The following is a 16,566-nucleotide window of genomic DNA, read 5'->3' as shown; positions in this document are numbered from 1 at the left end:
TTTATAGTTCAAAACATTACTATGATTCAAAACAAAGACTATATTCTTCAAATGATTGAAGCGGCAGGAAAGGCCATTGCCAAAATGATCGGTTTTAAAGAAGATGGCTCATATTCCCAAGCCCTCGAAACCTTAGATGACTGCTATTTGGAACATTTCGACGAAATACATATCGAAAGTGAAAGTAATTCTATCAAACTCGATTTGTATGGAAGCCTTCTTAAACAAGAAGCAGAAATAAATAAGGAATTAGGAAATAATGATAAAGCGAAAACTCTATACTTAAAAGCACTAAATAGTCTTAACAGGGCTGAAGACGAAAGTAGATCCTTCGACTTAAAAAGGAACAGCTTAATAAAGGAGATACAATTATGCCTGAAATAAATTAGAATAAAAACAAATTACAAAGTCTATTTATAATAGAATCATTGGACACTTAGCTAAGCTCTTATTACCCGAAACAACAATCGAAACATAAACTAAGCATCTCACCATCAGCTATTGGAATTGGAAAAAAAGTTCGCTAAATTGGTAGACCCATAAGTTCAGAAAGGCAAATTAACCCTAGTTTGCTGATCGAAATATTTTTTAACCCAATAAAAATTTCGAGTATGAAAGTTTATCAATCAAATGAAATTAAGAACATCGCTCTCATTGGCAATGCCGGCTCGGGTAAAACCACCCTCGCCGAGGCAATGTTATTCGAAGGCGGTGTTATTAGTAGACGCGGAAACGTGGATGATAATAGCACCGTTTCTGATTATAATCCGGTAGAGCATGAACATGGTAATTCTGTTTTCTCTACCGTTTTGTATACAGAGTGGTTAGGAAAGAAAATCAATTTCATCGACACGCCTGGTGCCGACGACTTTTCTGGTGGTGTTATATCAGCCTTAAATGTTGTTGATACAGGTTTGATGCTAATCAATGCACAACAAGGAGTTGAAGTTGGAACCGAGATCCTTGGTCGTAGAGCTACAAAGCGGAATACACCTCTGATTTTTGTCGTAAACCATCTTGATCATGAGAAAGCCAACTTTGAGCAATGTATAGAATCTGCAAAGATGAGCTTTGGAAACAAGGTCGCTATCGTGCAGTATCCCGTAAATGCAGGTCTTGGTTTCGATGCAGTTGTAGATGTTTTGAAAATGAAAATGTATAAATGGGGTGCCGATGGAGGAAAACCAGAAATACTTGACATCCCAAATTCAGAAACGGATAAGGCAAATGAACTTCATAACGAACTTGTAGAAGCTGCGGCTGAAAATGACGAAGCTTTAATGGAACTTTATTTCGATAAAGGATCATTGTCTGAAGACGAAATGAGAGAAGGAATGAAAAAGGGGATGATTGCTTGCGATCTTTATCCTGTATTCTGTATTTCTGCTAAAAAAGATATGGGTGTTCGACGACTAATGGAATTTATTGGAAATATAGTCCCATTCGTTACAGAGATGCCAGCTATTCCAACCGTAAGTGGTCGTGAAGCAAAATGTGATGCGAACGCACCAACGTCTTTATTTGTATTTAAAACATCCATAGAGCCACATATTGGTGAAGTCAACTACTTTAAAGTAATCTCGGGTAAAATTAAAGAAGGTGACGATTTAATGAATATTAATAACGGAACCAAGGAACGTCTTTCACAACTTTTTGCTGTTGCTGGTCGTCATCGCGAAAAAGTTTCAGAACTGGTTGCGGGTGATATCGGTGCTACCGTAAAACTAAAAAACACTAAAAACAATCACACCTTAAATTGTAAGGATTGTGACTTTATATACAAGGATATTGATTTCCCGGAACCAAAATACAGAACTGCTGTCAACGCTATTGATGATTCTGACGATGAACGTTTGGGTGAATTACTTCATCGCATACACGAAGAAGATCCAACCATAATAATTGAATACTCGAAAGAACTAAAACAAATACTTCTTCATGGTCAGGGTGAATTCCATTTGAACACTCTTAAATGGCGATTGAAGCATAACGATAAAATGGAAATCGAATTTAAATCTCCTAAGATTCAATATCGTGAAACCATTACAAAACAAGCTGCAGCCGACTACCGTCATAGAAAACAATCAGGTGGTTCAGGACAATTTGGTGAAGTCTATTTAATTATAGAGCCTTATTACGATGGTATTCCTGATCCTACATCGTTTAAAGTAAATGGGAAAGAATTTAAAGTCAATCTAAGGGGTACAGAAATTATTGATCTAGATTGGGGTGGTAAGTTAGTATTCTGTAACTGCATTGTTGGTGGAGTTATCGATACACGTTTCCTTCCTGGTATTATGAAAGGAATCATGGAGAAGATGGATGAAGGTCCATTAACGGGATCCTATGCACGTGATATCCGCGTAACAGTATACGATGGAAAAATGCACGCTGTAGATTCAAATGAAATTTCTTTCAGACTTGCAGGACGTCACGCTTTTAGTGAGGCCTTCAAAAATGCTGCACCTAAGATTCTAGAGCCAATTTATAATATTGAAATTCTAGTTCCAGAAGATAGAATGGGTGATGTAATGAGTGATTTACAAACTCGCCGAGCTATGATAATGGGTATGGAAGCTGAAAAAGGATTCCAGAAGATTCTAGCTAAGGTGCCTCTAAAGGAAATGGATCGATATTCAACTTCACTAAGTTCTCTTACTGGTGGACGAGCTCAATTCTCAATGAAATTTGCTGAGTACGATAAAGTACCTAATGATGTTCAGAAAGAATTATTAGCTGCCTACGAAGAAGAAATGGCTGAAGCCTAATCAAATATCTCAACAAAGATAAAGCCGACAGATTCAAATGAATCTGTCGGCTTTCTTTATATCGACTTATGAACTATTATCTGATCATATTATTTGTTGTGCAATAGAGTCAAGGCTCCTTTTTCGGTATAATGCTTCCCTTCTTCTTCTCGACCTTCAGCTTCAACAACATAAAAATAAGTTCCTGGAGCAGCAAGTTTTCCACTTATCTTACCATCCCAACTTTTACTACTTTTTCTATCAGCCAAACCTGGTGATACGTCTGATTCCTGGAATTCATAAACCAAACGCCCCCATCGATTAAAAATTTTCACCGAATATGATTTCACAGAATATAATTTCAGATGGAACTTATCATTCTTTCCATCACCATTGGGTGTAAACACATTTGGAACTTCAAAAATAGAACCTTCAACAATAATCTCAGTTGACCTAAATATATCTTCACACGCAGGAGATATGTCATTATTGGTTACAATTAACTTTACGAAATAATTACCAGGGTGCATATAAGTGTAAACTGGATCTTCTTTAATGACTATATCAGTCAGTAAATCTTCTTGCACAGCAGTAACATCATAATCTACTTCAGGAATCTGTTTAGAATCTTTATAGAAGTACCATTGATATTCTGAACCATTAGGATTCTCATTCGATAAATCAAAATTCACTTCTAAAGGAGCTTCACCTGTAACAGGGTCAAAAGTGAATCTAGCATCCACTTTGTATGTTCTCGAAGTCTCTACTTCCGAAGTATATTCAAAACCACACTCGTCAATTACTGTCATAGTAAAATTAGCAACACCATTAAAGGCATTATAATCAATGAAACTTTTCAATGTCCCATCAGCATTATTAAGTCTTCCTATCACTTCCACATCATCACGTTTTAGAATAAAGGTAAAAGGTTTCGGCTCGCCCTTTAGATCCAGAGCAGTATCAGAAGGAAAGTTTTGGTAATAATATATGCTTGGGATAAAAGATGAAGTAAAATGAACTCCAGAACAGTCTGTACTTGTTTTAGTAAGACTTGGTTGAATCGGATTTTTCAAATGATTAATCACCCAAGCTTGATAAACTTGAGATACTTCTCCTACTTTTTCAACACTTACTCTATACAAACCATTAGGTAAATTACCTAAAATTGACTCTTCCCCATTAGATACAGGAAAAGTGCCTCCAAAAGTATTGGCTCCACTGTCCCATTTAGTCCAAGTAAATTGCCATCCTGCAGCAGCATCTGGTGAAACCACTTTTAATTCTCCTTCACCAATGTTTGCTTCGTCGCAAAAGACAAAAATTTCATTTTGATCCTCACCTGTTGTATATGCAGTTACTGAACTATAACTTGAAGTAGGAGCTGAAATTTGTGCAAACAAAGTTGATTGGCATAAAATTAAGGCGAAAAATACTCCTAAAAATAATCGAAATTTATTTGAAATAGCTAAAACCATTAGTCTCATATGTTTCTAATTTTTACAATACTTAATTTACAATATTAAAAAAATTAAGTCGCATTTATGATATATGTTTACAGAATAATAAATTGATAGAGATATTTTCTGAAAAATTTGTGCGACTAAGATTGCAATTTGTACTTTTGAGCTAGTATTTTGGAATCAAAATTAGAGTAAAGAGCATATGGATTATTTAAATGAACTAAACCCTGTACAACGTGAAGCAGTTGAGAACACGGATGGCCCATCACTAGTTATTGCTGGTGCTGGATCAGGAAAAACACGTGTTTTGACTTACCGAATTGCTCACCTTTTAAACAAGGGTGTGCGTCCCTATAACATATTGGCTCTTACTTTTACCAATAAAGCCGCTCGCGAGATGAAAGAGCGTATTGGCCATATTGTAGGATCAGAGCAAGCTCAATCTCTTTGGATGGGAACTTTTCACTCTACATTCGCCAAAATATTGCGTTACGAAGCTGAACATTTGGGTTTCGATTCAAACTTTACAATTTACGATAGTCAAGATTCTAAAAACTTACTTCGCAGTATAATTAGGGAAATGAAACTGGATGATAAGGTTTATAAATCCAAGGATGTATTAAATCGTATTTCATCAGCAAAGAATAATCTGGTTACGGCTATGGCTTACTCTCAGAATTCTGCTGCTCAAGAAATCGATGCTTCAAATCGAAGACCATTAACGGCAGAAATATATAAGCGATACAGTCACCGTTGTCGTCAGGCCAATGCTATGGATTTTGACGATCTCCTTTTGCAGACCAACATTCTTTTTAAAAATGTACCAGAAATATTAACTAAGTATCAAGATAAGTTCAGATATATCTTAGTTGATGAGTACCAGGATACGAACTACTCGCAGTATTTAATTGTTAAGAAACTAGCTGAGCAGCACAAGAATGTTAGTGTGGTTGGTGACGATGCTCAGAGTATTTATTCGTTTCGTGGAGCGAAAATCGAAAATATTCTCAACTTCAGAAACGACTACCCCAACTACAAATTATTCAAACTGGAACAAAATTACCGTTCTACAAAGATTATAGTAAATGCGGCTAACTCTGTTATCAAAAAAAATCAAGGTCAGATAAAGAAAGAATCATTCTCTGAAAAAGAAGGTGGCGAAAATGTAAAAGTTATTAAAGCAATGACTGACCATGAAGAGGGTTATATTATTGCAAATGATATTTTTGAGACTAAAATGCGAAATCGTCTTAAGTTTGAAGATTTTGCCATTCTATATCGTACCAATGCCCAATCTCGAATTTTTGAGGAGTCATTAAGAAAACTCAACCTCCCTTATAAAATATATGGTGGTCTTTCTTTTTACCAACGTAAAGAGATTAAAGACTTGCTTTCGTATTTCAGAATGGCAATCAATCCGAATGACGAAGAAGCAATCAAACGTGTTATCAATTATCCCAAAAGAGGTATTGGTGCAACAACTATTGGTAAACTCCAAGAAGGCGCTACAAGTACTGGACAGAGCATGTGGAACATCATTTGTGGTTTAAATGAGCGTCCGTATGGTTTAAATGGAGGAACAATAAGTAAGTTGATGAAGTTCGCCACTTTAGTAAATGGCTTTGCTATGAAGGTTGAACACGAGACTGCTTTCGAATTGGCAAGTCGCGTTTCTAATGAGACGGGAATTATTAAAGAACTATACAACGATAGATCCCCAGAAGGCGTATCTCGTCATGAGAATATTCAGGAACTGTTGAACGCTATTCAGGATTTCACCCAAATTGCGCTGGAAGAGGATAAAGAAAACAAGCTTGCAAATTATCTGGAAGATGTCGCTTTATTAACCGATCATGACAATGAAAAAGATGAAGATAGAGATAAGGTAAGTATGATGACCATTCACTCATCAAAAGGACTTGAGTTTCCATATCTTTATGTTGTAGGGATGGAAGAGGATTTGTTCCCATCCAAACTCTCAATAACATCACCTCAAGATTTAGAAGAAGAACGTCGATTGTTCTATGTGGCATTAACCAGAGCAAAAGATCGGGTTAGTTTATCTTTCGCAAAAGCACGTTACAAGTGGGGTGACATGAGTTATCCTAGACCAAGTCGTTTTATAAAAGAAATTGATACACAGTATGTCGATTTTTCTTACGAACAAGAACCTGAGTTTGGCAGTTTTGGAGCGAGAATATCACAAAGTGATAGCAGTCAAGAACGCATGACAAGCGAGACTCGCTTCCAGCAAAAGAAGAAGCCAGGTACGCGACCAAAACTTTCGCAGTCAGCAGCTAGAATTAGACCAACAAACAATACTGAATCGAACGGTAACTTCGAAGCTTCAGATGCTAGTACAATACAAGCTGGTATGCATATAGAACACCAACGGTTTGGGAAAGGTAAAGTTTTACATTTAGAGGGAGAAGCTCCCAATATTAAAGCAACCGTATTTTTCCAGAATGTAGGTCAGAAACAATTACTATTGAAATTTGCCAAATTAAAAATCGTTTAATTTGTGTTTATCATTATCTAATTGATACTCTTCTAGGTGATCCATTTGCATTGATAGAAGAAATGCTGTACATTTGCATTGAGTTCTAAGTGATTCCGTGAATAAACACACCATACCGGTTACAATTTCATTATCGACGATAGCTTCAACTTAAGATAATAAAAAGCTCAGATCTCAAATATTAACTGATTTATTTTCGTTTTTTTTAGTAATATTGTGTTCTTCAAAAGACACGTCTAGAAATCAATAATATTTTAGGGTGATTATGAAAGTAAAGACTTATTGAAAACACATCGATAAGCTTTCCCACAAAATAAGTGATAACTGTTGAAAACACATCACAGTTAAAACACAACAACAAATAGATGGATTATAATTCGAATAGGGTAAAATTATTACTCCCTGAATATGGCAGAAACGTTCAAATGATGGTTGATTTTGCCATGAAAATTGAGGATAGAGACGAAAGAAATAAGGCTGCAAAAACCATTATTTCTATCATGGGTAACATGTATCCTCACCTTAGAGATGTTAGTGATTTCAGACACAAACTTTGGGATCATTTAGCTATCATGACAGATTTTCATTTCGATATCGATTCACCATACGAATTACCAACGAAAGAGAAACTGGCTGAAAAGCCAGAAATACTTCCATACAATAATCATAGAATCAGGTATCGTCATTACGGCAAAATCATTGAATCTATGGTGAAGAAAGCTATAGAAATGGAAGATGAAAAAGAGAAAAACGCTTTGATCTTAATGATTGCTAATCATATGAAAAAATCTTATTCTAATTGGAATAAGGAAGGCGTAGCTGATGATAAAATCTTTAAAGATATTGTTGATTTATCTAAAGGAGAACTAACTATTCCTGAGAACATGAAATTGAGAGAATCTCAAGACAAAGATTTTCAGACTATGAATAAGAAAAGAACGTTCCACAAGAATGATACTAGAAAATTCATTAAGAAGAAATAATCTTACTGATATTTACCACATATAAAAACCGGATAACTTCCGGTTTTTTTGTGTCAAATTGAAATTTATTTTTTCTGAATTTACTTTTTTTCAAGTTCACTTTTAAAAGTCCTTTTAATTATCTTTAGACTAGAATTTCAAAAATAGGAATTGTACTAGAAAGCTAATACTGACACTTCGTATTTAATAATTGATATTCAAAATATTTATCTTATCATTCCGTCATAACACCTAATGATCAATTAAATGAGCACATTCGAAATAATTGGTGGTACAACACTAAAAGGTGAATTACACCCACAAGGAGCAAAAAATGAAGCTTTACAAATTTTATGCGCCACTCTCTTAACATCCGAGAAAGTCAGAATTCACAACATTCCAAATATCCTTGATGTTAACCGTCTGATTGAATTACTCGCATCACTTGGTGTTAGCGTAACTCAGGAGACAAAGAACACCTATTGTTTCGAAGCCAAAAAAATTAATCTTGAGTATTTAAACACGGATGAATTTGCGAAAAAAGGCTCATCTCTTCGTGGGTCAATCATGATTATTGGACCACTTTTGGCACGATTTGGGAAAGCCTATATTCCAAAGCCTGGTGGAGATAAAATTGGACGTCGCAGGTTAGATACCCATTTTATCGGTTTTCAAAAACTAGGTGCAGATTTCAAATACAAACAAGGTGATAAATTTTATCGTCTAGAAGCTCCACGCTTAAAAGGAACATATATGTTGCTTGATGAAGCATCAGTGACGGGTACAGCCAATATTATTATGGCAGCCGTTCTTGCTGAAGGGACAACTACAATATACAATGCCGCCTGCGAACCTTACATTCAACAATTATGCAAAATGTTGAATTCTATGGGTGCAAAAATCACGGGAATCGGATCCAACCTTCTTTATGTAGAAGGTGTTAAAACACTATCAGGTTGTGAACACAGAATTCTTCCTGACATGATTGAGATTGGTAGTTTTATTGGCTTAGCAGCTATGACAAAATCTGAAATTACCATTAAAAATGTAGCCTATAAAGAACTTGGTGTTATCCCAGATACATTCAAGAAATTGGGTATTAAGCTAGAAATCATTGGTGATGATATTTATATACCAAAACAAGATAGCTATACCATTGAAAATTTCATGGATGGCTCCATTTTAACCATTGCTGATGCCCCCTGGCCTGGTTTAACACCAGATCTTCTAAGCATTATTCTTGTTGTGGCAACACAAGCAAAAGGAAGTGTACTTATTCATCAAAAAATGTTTGAATCTCGTCTCTTCTTTACGGATAAGCTAATTGATATGGGAGCTCAAATTATTCTATGCGATCCACATAGAGCAACAGTTATTGGCCTTAATCAAGAATCTAAACTAAGAGCAACAAAAATGGTTTCGCCAGATATTCGAGCTGGAGTTTCACTCCTTATTGCTGCTATGTCAGCAGAAGGAACAAGTACGATTCAAAACATTGATCAAATTGACAGAGGTTACGAAAATATAGACCTTAGACTAAATGCAATTGGGGCAAAAATTAGAAGAATTGACAATTAACTATTCATTAACAGTCTAAATAAAAACAAATAGCTAATTTTAATCTTATAATAAACCAAGAGGGTATTGCACAGGCAATTAATTCAAAAAAGATAATTCGCTATGAAAAAATTAAATCTAAGTATACTAATAACACTTCTAGTTATTTCATTTTCTGCACTTGCTGGAGAAAACGGTAAAGATGTAAAAGAAGGCTTAAATATTGGGGATAAGATTCCTGGGATTTCTGCTAAATCGCCTGATGGGAAAGACATTAAACTAAGTGATCTGAAAGGCAAACTTGTACTTGTTGACTTTTGGGCCTCATGGTGTGGACCATGTCGTGATGAAAACCCTTGGGTTGTTTCAGTATATCAGAAATTTAAAGACCAGGAGTTTAAGAATGGAAACGGTTTTACCGTACTTAGCTTTTCTTTAGATAAAAAGGTTAATAGCTGGAAAAATGCCATAAAAAAGGATGGTTTGGTTTGGGAACATCACGCCAGCGAATTAAAAGGCTGGTACTCACCTACTGCTGTTAAATTTGGTATTAACTCAATCCCATCGAACTTCTTAATCGATGAAAATGGTATCATCTTAGCTAAAGATTTAAGAGGTCAGAAATTGGAGTTGGTATTACAACACTATTTAAAAAAATAGATTCTATATTTAATAAAATATGACAAGAGTTGTTCTTAAAAAGGGCAGCTCTTTTTTTACGCCTAAAATTCGCTATTACCTGAAAGCAATTCAATTAAACAAGTCTTGTCATGAAATATTGCCATTAATCTCTGCAAAAAACTGCAAACTTAACCGACAAATTTTATCTTTGTGCCAATTTGTCGGAAAATAGGGCATTGGCAAACAATTTGTAAACAAATGCCTGTGTTTTTAACAGCCCTGCAAACTATGTATTGAAGTTTACAATTGCTGGCAAATAAATAGTGAGAATTCAAACCCAAAGCAATTTGGTATTTATTAGAAAAATAAGGAAATGACAAAAGATAAAAGCAAGTTAGACAAGGAAGATTTGGAAGTAAAAGATACTGCTACTCCTGAAACTGAAGAGAAAGCCGCTGAAAAAGAGGAAAAGACTGAAAAGAAAAAGTCTAAAAAAGAGCAGCAGGCTGACGAGATTGAAGAACTTGGAACCAAACTTCAAGATATTACAGATAAGTATATGAGATTATCGGCTGAGTTCGATAACTACCGTAAACGTACTTTGAAAGAAAAAATGGAACTAATGAAATCTGCAGGTGAAAAGATTTTAGTAAATGTTCTACCCGTTATGGATAACTTTGAACGAGCTTTAAAATCTGTAGATGAATCTTCAGATATTGATGGCGTAAAAGAAGGTATTCACCTAATACATACAAACTTCAAAGATTTTATGACTCAACAGGGTGTAAAAGAAATTGAAGCTACAAATCTTGCTTTTAATACAGATTTACACGAAGCTATTACCAAAATACCTGCTCCAAGTAAAAAATTAAAAGGTAAAGTTATTGATTGTGTTGAAAAAGGATATTTCCTTAACGATAAAGTGATTCGCTTTTCGAAAGTAGTCGTTGGAGAATAATATTAAACAAAACAAATCTGAAATAAGATGTCGAAAAGAGATTACTACGAAATACTTGGCGTATCGAACAATGCAACTGGACCAGAGTTAAAAAAGGCTTATCGCAAGAAAGCTATACAATTTCACCCTGACAAAAACCCTGATAACAAGGAAGCTGAAGAAAAATTTAAAGAAGCAGCTGAGGCTTATGAGGTTTTAAGCAATGATCAAAAACGTCAGCGTTACGATCAATATGGACATGCAGGTATGAGCGGTGCAGCTGGAGGCGGTCACGGCGGTGGCGGCATGAACATGGACGATATCTTCTCTCATTTCGGTGATATTTTCGGTGGTGGATCTGGCGGATCTTTCTTTGGAGGTTTCGGTGGCGGCGGCGGCCGTAGTTCACAACGCGTGAACCGTGGAAGCAACCTTAGAGTTAAGGTTAAATTAACTCTTGAAGAAATTGCAAACGGCGTTGAAAAAAAGATTAAGGTTAAAAAGCATGTTGAATGTCACGATTGTAGTGGTTCAGGTGCTGAAGGTGGTTCTTCTCACGATACATGTACACAGTGTAACGGTAGTGGTCAAGTAACACGTATTCAGAATACAATCTTAGGCCAGATGCAGACTAGTGCGGTTTGTCCATCGTGTAATGGCGAAGGTAAAATCATTACCAACAAGTGTAAATCATGTGCTGGTGAAGGTATCGTAAAAGACGAAGAAATTATCACAATTAATATTCCTGCTGGTGTTGCTGAAGGTATGCAATTATCGGTAAGCGGGCGTGGTAATGCTGCTCGTCGTGGTGGTGTGAATGGTGATTTATTAATCTTAGTTCACGAAGAAGAACATCCTGATCTTGTACGCGACGAGAACGATTTATTATATAACCTATTTATTAGCATTCCTGATTCAATTTTAGGAACTGCAGTTGAAATCCCAACTATCGAAAATAAAGTAAAAGTAAAAATCGATGGCGGCACTCAACCTGGTAAAATTCTTCGCTTACGCGGAAAAGGTCTACCAGATATTAATGGATATGGTCGTGGAGACTTATTGGTTAAGATAAACGTATGGGTTCCAAACAAAGTGAGTAAAGACGAACAGAAACTTTTAGAAAAACTACAAGCTTCTGAATCATTTATTCCTAATCCAAGTTCACAAGAAAAGAGCTTTTTCAAAAAAGTGAGAAACTTCTTTGATTAGGTCAAATATAATAATTCAAATCCCTTAGATTAATCTAAGGGATTTTTTTTGTCTTGATTTTTAGAGACATAATCGTAATATTTCACTTTTATATCGATTTTATATTAAACAGCAGTAACTTTTAAGTATTTTGTAGACTAATACATATATACGAGAATAAAAACTAACTATTACTAACACAAAACCCTTTAAATATTATTTAAACATGGCGTTTTTCGAAGCAAAAAATATAGTAAAACAGTATGCTGGCCACACGGCTCTTAAAGGCGTGAGTATTTCTGTTTCAGAAGGAAGCATCTTTGGTTTATTGGGCCCCAATGGTGCCGGTAAAACAACCCTTATCCGTATTATCAACCAAATTACGGGTCCAGATTCTGGTGAAGTCTTTTTTAATGGCGAGCCTTTAAAGTCTGAACACGTTCACCATATTGGTTATTTGCCAGAAGAACGTGGTTTGTATAAAAAGATGAAGGTTGGTGAGCAATCTATTTACTTGGCTCAACTAAAAGGTATGAGCAAGAAAGATGCAAATGTCAAACTTCAAGCTTGGTTCAAAAAATTTGATATCCTAGAATGGTGGGACAAAAAAGTAGAGGAACTTTCTAAAGGAATGGCTCAAAAAATCCAATTTATTACAACCATTCTTCACGAGCCTAAGCTTTTAATTTTCGATGAGCCTTTTAGTGGTTTTGATCCAATAAATGCGAATCTCCTTAAAAAAGAAATATTAGAACTTCGAGATAGAGGCTGCACCATTATTTTTTCAACTCACAATATGGGTTCAGTGGAAGAACTTTGTGACCATATTGCTTTGATTCATAAGTCAGAGAAAATACTTGATGGCTCTTTTGAAGATATCAAAAAGGAATATCGTACTAATACTTACAATATCTCATTCACAGGTGAACTCGAAAAAATAAAAGCTAATATATCAAGTGATATTGAAATATTAGAGCATAAATCAAATAAGGAATTCGAATCATTGAAATTGAAACTCAACAATGGAACAGGAGCAAACGAACTGCTTTCTCAAATTCTTCCACATGTCAAAATTGTTTCTTTCAACGAAATTATTCCAAGCATGAACGATATTTTTATTCGCGTTGTGAATGAAAAAAATCTGAGTCTTGATTTTGAATAATCACTTAAGAACACAAATAATAAAATTCATTTTCATTCCGATCTCATCGGACTTATAGATAAATACAATGAACAAGATATTAATCATTATTCAACGCGAATATTTATCACGAGTTAAAAAGAAATCCTTCCTACTCCTAACATTCCTTACTCCTATTTTAATTGCAGGTATATACGCTTTTATGATATGGATGATGATGAAGGACGATACCGAAAAAAGAACCATTGGTGTTATCAATGAATCTGAACTGGTAAGCCCAATGGGATCAACAGATTTCACCACCTTCGAATACCTAGAGAACACAAGCTTTGAAGATGCTAAAAAGATGCTGGATACTAAAGGTTATTATGCACTCCTTAAAATTCCAAAAGATATTCTAGAATCACAATCGACTGAACTATTTTCATTTAAACAAGTGACTATAGAAGTTAAATCAGAGGTTGGTTCTCAAATTCGTAATCATATAGAAACGATTAAACGTTCTAAGATTATTACTGAAGCTAATATGCCCGATTTAGAGCAAAAATTAGCTGCAACCAAAACCCCTATTTCCGTTAAGACTATTAAATTTGGTGATGACGGAGAGATTAAACAAAGCTCTACCGAAATTGCAATGGGACTTGGCTTTGCCATGGGTTTCATTATTTACATGTTTATTTTGATGTATGGTGTTCAGGTGATGCGAGGCGTTATCGAAGAAAAGAGTAACCGAATTATCGAAGTAATCATTTCATCGGTTAAACCTTTCCAATTGATGATGGGTAAGATTGTTGGTGTGGCAATGGTTGGCTTAACCCAGTTCCTAATGTGGATCATTCTATCTGGAGCTATTATTGCCATTGGTAGTGCTATTTTCTTACCAGGGCTTGATACTTCAAGCATACAAGAAGCTTCATCAATAAGCCAATTGCCAAGCACAGGACAAGCAATGGATCAGGCTCAATTAAATATGATGCAAGAGGTTCTTGGAACATTCGACATGAGTTATATTTTAAGTATTCTTGGAGGTTTCATCTTCTTCTTTCTGGCTGGCTATTTATTGTATTCAGCACTATTCGCAGCTGTTGGTTCAGCAGTTGATAACGAAACTGAAACACAGCAATTTATGATACCCATCACAATACCTCTGATGCTGGCTTTGTACATGAGTATGGCAGTTGTTAAAAACCCCGAAGGCAGTTTGGCATTCTGGGGCTCTATCATTCCATTCACCTCTCCTATTATCATGTTGGTACGTATTCCTTTTGGCGTTCCATTATGGGAGTTGCTATTATCAATGGGAATATTGGTGGCATCATTCATATTTGTAACTTGGCTAGCAGCAAAAATCTACCGCACAGGTATTTTAATGTATGGCAAAAAAATTTCGTACAAAGAGATATGGAAATGGTTACGTTACCACAGTTAATTTGATGATGTGATGATGTGATGATGTGATGATGTGATGATGTGATGATGTGATGATGTGTAAATTAAATAATTATCAAGATTATTGCAAATTCACAAAATTAAAATAGATAATAAATGAATGCCTCGTTTAAACGGGGCATTTTTTTTGAATCACTATTCAAAATTTAATATTTTTGCAAGATGATAACATACGACGAACCTCTTTTCAGACCTCCAAGTGAGGCATACTCTCTTATCTTACAAGTTAGTTTAGGATGTGCCTGGAATAAATGTGCCTTTTGCGAAATGTACAGTAGCAAACAATTCCGACTTCGATCTGAAAAGGACGTATTTACAGAAATTGAATTACTGGCTACACAAGCTGACCATATTCGAAAAGTATTTTTGGCTGATGGCAATGCCATGGTTTTATCCTTCGATAAATTGAGTCGTTTATTAGATAAGCTAAATGCTAACTTTCCAAAACTGAACCGAGTTTCGGCCTATGCTTTACCTCGAGATATTGAATCTAAAACCGATGAAGAGCTGAAAACATTAGCCTCAAAAGGATTAAAGTTACTTTACGTTGGTATTGAATCTGGTGATGATGAGTTGCTGGAACGAATCAATAAAGGAGAAAATTACAAAAGTACAAGTGTGGCTTTACAAAAAGCTAGAAAAGCTGGGATTAAACTTTCGGTGATGATAATAAATGGTTTGGGAGGACAAAAATATTCTGAGCAACATGCGATTAATTCAGCTAATGTTGTGAACGAAATTCAACCTGAATTTTTATCGACACTGGTATTGAGTTATCCATATGGAGAAGATCATTTCAAACAAAAATTTGATGGTGAATTTATTCCATTAAACACAATTGAATTAATTGCCGAAATGAAAGTGTTTATAGAAACACTAGAACTCGAAAACAGCGTCTTTCGTAGCGATCATGCTTCGAATTATCTAATTCTTAAAGGTAATCTCAATAGAGATAAACAAGAGCTATTAGATCGTATTAATGGCGTACTCGACGATCCAGCAAATGCGAAACTAAGACCTGAATGGATGCGTGGACTTTAGTATGAAGATGCGTTGTCATGAGCGGAGTCGAAGACACAAAAAAAAGCGATCAACAATTAAGTTGATCGCTTTTCTGGTATTTTATATTTCCAAATTCAATATTACTTACTGAATTCCTTAACGATTTCAAGGAATACAAAGACAATAGGTGCCACAATCAGAATCGCATCGAAGCGATCAAGAATTCCACCATGTCCTGGTAAAATTGAACCTGAGTCTTTCACTTGAATGCTACGCTTAAACATGGATTCAACCAAATCACCTAAGCCTCCAATAACAGCAACTATAAGTCCAACAGAAAGCCATAAAGTCAAGCTTAATTCCTGACTAAAATATGAACATCCCCAAGCAGCAAATAAGGTAGCGACTCCACCACCAATACTTCCTTCCCATGACTTTTTAGGAGAGATACGTTCAAACAATCTATGCTTACCAAAATTTACGCCTACCAAATAAGCTCCTGTATCATTTATCCAAATCAGGATAAACATACCCATCACAATATCAGGTTTGAATTGCTCTACCCCATTCTGAAAAACAAGATAAATCAACAGTGCAAAAGGCAAAGCCGCGTAGATTATTCCCAATAAGGTGTAGGCAATATTTGCAAATGGATTATCTTTTTTGCGATATAGCTCTATGATAAAACTTAGGAATACAAGTAGAAGTAATAAGTAGGATAAAATTGCTTTGCCACAGTAAATATGCGACGTTACAGCAGCAAATAATAAGACCACTCCTATAAGCCCTGTTACGACTTGAGGTGATGAATTCGCCTTTTTTACCAAGCCATAAAATTCATAGTTTGCCAAAAGAGCAATTCCCAAGAAGGTCGCTATAAAGCCTATAGGATGAAGATTAATCCCTGCGATTAACACAATAACAAATAAAACTGCGGTAAATGCTCTTTTTATAAATTCCCCCACTATAAATCTAAATTAGTTT

The 16,566-nt window shown here is 35.4% G+C and carries 13 protein-coding genes; 11 read left to right on the top strand and 2 right to left on the bottom strand.

From position 1 onward, the window contains the following. Positions 1-21: 21 nt before the first annotated feature. Together ACXR6G_RS10185 and ACXR6G_RS10180 are read left to right on the top strand one after the other, a co-directional pair. Entirely contained in the window at positions 22-384 is a 363-nt protein-coding gene (locus tag ACXR6G_RS10185; protein WP_458361324.1) for a hypothetical protein, read from the top strand. Between the two features lie 227 nt (positions 385-611). After that, positions 612-2,768, top strand: a complete 2,157-nt coding sequence (locus ACXR6G_RS10180) for an elongation factor G (RefSeq protein ID WP_458361323.1) — start codon at positions 612-614, stop codon at positions 2,766-2,768. A gap of 89 nt (positions 2,769-2,857) precedes the next feature. Here ACXR6G_RS10180 and ACXR6G_RS10175 read toward each other — a convergent pair whose 3' ends face one another. Further along, positions 2,858-4,231 carry a T9SS type B sorting domain-containing protein gene (locus ACXR6G_RS10175; protein ID WP_458361322.1) on the bottom strand — a complete coding sequence of 458 codons (1,374 nt, stop codon included), beginning with the start codon at positions 4,229-4,231 and terminating at the stop codon, positions 2,858-2,860. Positions 4,232-4,409: 178 nt separating this feature from the next. Between ACXR6G_RS10175 and ACXR6G_RS10170 the strand changes: the two genes are divergently transcribed. From ACXR6G_RS10170 to ACXR6G_RS10130, 9 genes are all read left to right on the top strand, one after another. Next, positions 4,410-6,725 carry an ATP-dependent helicase gene (locus ACXR6G_RS10170; RefSeq protein WP_458361321.1) on the top strand — a complete coding sequence of 772 codons (2,316 nt, stop codon included), beginning with the start codon at positions 4,410-4,412 and terminating at the stop codon, positions 6,723-6,725. A gap of 365 nt (positions 6,726-7,090) precedes the next feature. Beyond that, positions 7,091-7,708, top strand: coding sequence for a DUF4290 domain-containing protein (locus ACXR6G_RS10165; protein ID WP_458361320.1), 618 nt, complete (start codon positions 7,091-7,093; stop codon positions 7,706-7,708). Between the two features lie 246 nt (positions 7,709-7,954). After that, positions 7,955-9,265, top strand: a complete 1,311-nt coding sequence (gene murA / locus ACXR6G_RS10160; protein ID WP_458361319.1) for a UDP-N-acetylglucosamine 1-carboxyvinyltransferase — start codon at positions 7,955-7,957, stop codon at positions 9,263-9,265. A 102-nt stretch (positions 9,266-9,367) separates the two neighbouring features. Then, entirely contained in the window at positions 9,368-9,904 is a 537-nt protein-coding gene (locus tag ACXR6G_RS10155; RefSeq protein WP_458361318.1) for a TlpA family protein disulfide reductase, read from the top strand. A 334-nt stretch (positions 9,905-10,238) separates the two neighbouring features. After that, positions 10,239-10,823 (top strand): nucleotide exchange factor GrpE, encoded by a 585-nt coding sequence (locus ACXR6G_RS10150; RefSeq protein ID WP_458361317.1) that lies wholly within the window; start codon positions 10,239-10,241, stop codon positions 10,821-10,823. Positions 10,824-10,850: 27 nt separating this feature from the next. Beyond that, the gene (gene dnaJ / locus ACXR6G_RS10145) at positions 10,851-12,011 is read left to right on the top strand and encodes a molecular chaperone DnaJ (protein ID WP_458361316.1); all 1,161 of its coding nucleotides are present in this window, start codon (positions 10,851-10,853) and stop codon (positions 12,009-12,011) included. 205 nt (positions 12,012-12,216) lie between these two features. Then, positions 12,217-13,152, top strand: a complete 936-nt coding sequence (locus tag ACXR6G_RS10140) for an ABC transporter ATP-binding protein (protein WP_458361315.1) — start codon at positions 12,217-12,219, stop codon at positions 13,150-13,152. Between the two features lie 67 nt (positions 13,153-13,219). Continuing rightward, positions 13,220-14,560, top strand: coding sequence for an ABC transporter permease (locus ACXR6G_RS10135; protein WP_458361314.1), 1,341 nt, complete (start codon positions 13,220-13,222; stop codon positions 14,558-14,560). 182 nt (positions 14,561-14,742) lie between these two features. Then, positions 14,743-15,621, top strand: a complete 879-nt coding sequence (locus ACXR6G_RS10130; protein ID WP_458361313.1) for a radical SAM protein — start codon at positions 14,743-14,745, stop codon at positions 15,619-15,621. A 101-nt stretch (positions 15,622-15,722) separates the two neighbouring features. Here ACXR6G_RS10130 and ACXR6G_RS10125 read toward each other — a convergent pair whose 3' ends face one another. Next, positions 15,723-16,547 carry a phosphatidate cytidylyltransferase gene (locus ACXR6G_RS10125; RefSeq protein ID WP_458361312.1) on the bottom strand — a complete coding sequence of 275 codons (825 nt, stop codon included), beginning with the start codon at positions 16,545-16,547 and terminating at the stop codon, positions 15,723-15,725. Positions 16,548-16,566 lie beyond the last annotated feature (19 nt).

The sequence above is a fragment of the Ancylomarina sp. YFZ004 genome, assembly GCF_054254355.1.
Note: the sequence above shows the minus strand (reverse complement) of the source record. Positions and strands in the feature narration are given on the sequence as shown.

Excerpts from the sequence above, each read along its gene's own strand:
- ACXR6G_RS10170 (WP_458361321.1), top strand. The coding sequence starts at position 4,410 with ATGGATTATTTAAATGAACTAAACCCTGTACAACGTGAAGCAGTTGAG.
- ACXR6G_RS10165 (WP_458361320.1), top strand. The coding sequence starts at position 7,091 with ATGGATTATAATTCGAATAGGGTAAAATTATTACTCCCTGAATATGGC.
- ACXR6G_RS10135 (WP_458361314.1), top strand. The coding sequence starts at position 13,220 with ATGAACAAGATATTAATCATTATTCAACGCGAATATTTATCACGAGTT.
- ACXR6G_RS10185 (WP_458361324.1), top strand. The coding sequence starts at position 22 with ATGATTCAAAACAAAGACTATATTCTTCAAATGATTGAAGCGGCAGGA.
- ACXR6G_RS10140 (WP_458361315.1), top strand. The coding sequence starts at position 12,217 with ATGGCGTTTTTCGAAGCAAAAAATATAGTAAAACAGTATGCTGGCCAC.
- ACXR6G_RS10180 (WP_458361323.1), top strand. The coding sequence starts at position 612 with ATGAAAGTTTATCAATCAAATGAAATTAAGAACATCGCTCTCATTGGC.
- ACXR6G_RS10155 (WP_458361318.1), top strand. The coding sequence starts at position 9,368 with ATGAAAAAATTAAATCTAAGTATACTAATAACACTTCTAGTTATTTCA.
- dnaJ (WP_458361316.1), top strand. The coding sequence starts at position 10,851 with ATGTCGAAAAGAGATTACTACGAAATACTTGGCGTATCGAACAATGCA.
- ACXR6G_RS10150 (WP_458361317.1), top strand. The coding sequence starts at position 10,239 with ATGACAAAAGATAAAAGCAAGTTAGACAAGGAAGATTTGGAAGTAAAA.
- ACXR6G_RS10130 (WP_458361313.1), top strand. The coding sequence starts at position 14,743 with ATGATAACATACGACGAACCTCTTTTCAGACCTCCAAGTGAGGCATAC.
- murA (WP_458361319.1), top strand. The coding sequence starts at position 7,955 with ATGAGCACATTCGAAATAATTGGTGGTACAACACTAAAAGGTGAATTA.
- ACXR6G_RS10175 (WP_458361322.1), bottom strand. The coding sequence starts at position 4,231 with ATGAGACTAATGGTTTTAGCTATTTCAAATAAATTTCGATTATTTTTA.